The sequence below is a fragment of the Acinetobacter sp. YH16052 genome (assembly GCF_013417155.1).
In the GTDB taxonomy this organism is placed as follows: Bacteria; Pseudomonadota; Gammaproteobacteria; order Pseudomonadales; family Moraxellaceae; genus Acinetobacter.
Genome location: NZ_VPEO01000135.1, coordinates 1 through 1666 on the forward strand (window position 1 = coordinate 1; position 1666 = coordinate 1666).

A 1666-nucleotide genomic window follows, 5' to 3' on the forward strand; every position below is an offset into this window, starting at 1 on the left:
GCACCTGCAAACGTGTCACCTCAGCTTGTGCACGGTTTAAAGTGGCTTGATTGCTTTTTACATCTGCCTGAAATATTTCAGAATTCAATTTAAAAAGCGGTTGACCTGCTTGCACATAAGAGCCTTGCTTAAAAAGTACTTTATCAACAATTCCACCTACTTGCGGGCGAATTTCAGCAATACGGTAAGCGACAACACGGCCTGGAAGATTTTCAATTAAATTCATGGAATGCGGTAATACCGTGATGGTACTGACAACCGCTGGTGGCATTTCTGTTGGGGACTGTTCAGCATCTTTGGCTTGTGTACAGCCGATTAAAAGTACAGTTGTAATAAGTATTGAACCTATTAAATGATAATGTGTTGACATGCTTTTTCAGAGGGGGGGTTTTAGATACTACTATTTTGAAATAGCAGTGTTTATGAATTGCTGATGTTGTGTGGAGATTGTGTGGAGATTGTGTGGAGAGATTAAAAGATTTATTTTTTAATGACACGCTTAAACAGCGTGGCTTGTAAATTAGTATAAATAATTTTGTTGTTCTACAATTTTGATCGTATCTTAGTTTTTTCTCATAGTTCATGAACTTTAAAATTCTAAACCAAGACTAATATTTATATAAGCAATTGAAAATACAATACATAGTTTCTTTATACACTTATGAAGTGAACTTTAGGTGAACATAAGTTAAATAGAAATTTTTAATTAGTTCAGCACAAACGTACAATCTTTAAGGCCTATAACTCGATACCGTTCTCTCTTTGATGTTTATTGCTATCTAATTGAGTGAACTCTGTGGAAATATTTCTTTATACATTAAGCGTTATGTATAGCCCAGGCCCTGTAAATTTTATGGGGCTAAATTCTGGCCTTACAGGTCAATTAAAAAAGACTATAGGATTTTACCTAGGCATTGGTTTCGCCATGTTGATCTTATTCGTATTGTTTGGCTATATAGGTGAAGCTGTTATTCCACATGGATGGATTCATTATATTGCTTTAGCGGGTGCAATTTATACATTCTACTTGGCTATAAAAATGATTAGGGCGAATGTAGAAACAACTCAACAGCAAGAAAGCCATCTAACATTCTTAAATGGCTTATTTATTCAGTTATTAAATCCAAAAGCCATTCTCGTCATTCTACCTGTTACGACAATTATGTACCCTGCAGCCAAAATCACAGGAATCATGATCTTGATAGTTTCTTTACTGATTTCACTTGGTGCTGTTGGCGCACCATTCACCTATGCTCTGGTTGGAAAAGTATTAGGCAACAAAATTGCTAATCCTATCTGGTTTAATCGGCTAAATAAGCTGATGGGTATACTCTTGATTTTATCAGGGCTTTTTATGTTCAAAGATTTTCTTAATGGAATCAATCTGCTTTAGGACAAATTAGCCGTTCAAATCGAACGGCTACCTTTTAATATTTATCATTTTCCATTGAGTGGGAGTTAAACCAAATGTTTTTATAAAATGTCTGGTCATATGACTCTGATCAAAAAAGCCTGCATTTAAAGCAGCATTAACAATAGACTCCCCTTGAGCAAGGTAGAACTTAACTGGATCTAAGCGACGCATGATCATATAACGGTGTGGGCTAGTTCCAAATAATAATAGGAAATCACGAGACAGGCTCCAGTGGTCACGATCAGCATGTTT

3 protein-coding genes are annotated in these 1666 nt (G+C 35.8%); 1 reads left to right on the forward strand and 2 read right to left on the reverse strand.

The features are described 5' to 3' along the window. On the reverse strand, positions 1-370 hold a 370-nt coding region (locus FTV42_RS16705), incomplete at its 3' end, for a biotin/lipoyl-binding protein (RefSeq protein WP_218947018.1). A gap of 426 nt (positions 371-796) precedes the next feature. Between FTV42_RS16705 and FTV42_RS16710 the strand changes: the two genes are divergently transcribed. After that, positions 797-1393: a LysE family transporter gene (locus FTV42_RS16710; RefSeq protein WP_180039240.1), complete on the forward strand. Its 597-nt coding sequence runs from the start codon at positions 797-799 to the stop codon at positions 1391-1393. A gap of 27 nt (positions 1394-1420) precedes the next feature. Here the strand turns inward: FTV42_RS16710 and FTV42_RS16715 are convergent. After that, positions 1421-1666, reverse strand: a 246-nt coding sequence (locus FTV42_RS16715) for a helix-turn-helix domain-containing protein (RefSeq protein WP_180039241.1), incomplete at its 5' end; no start/stop codon positions are given.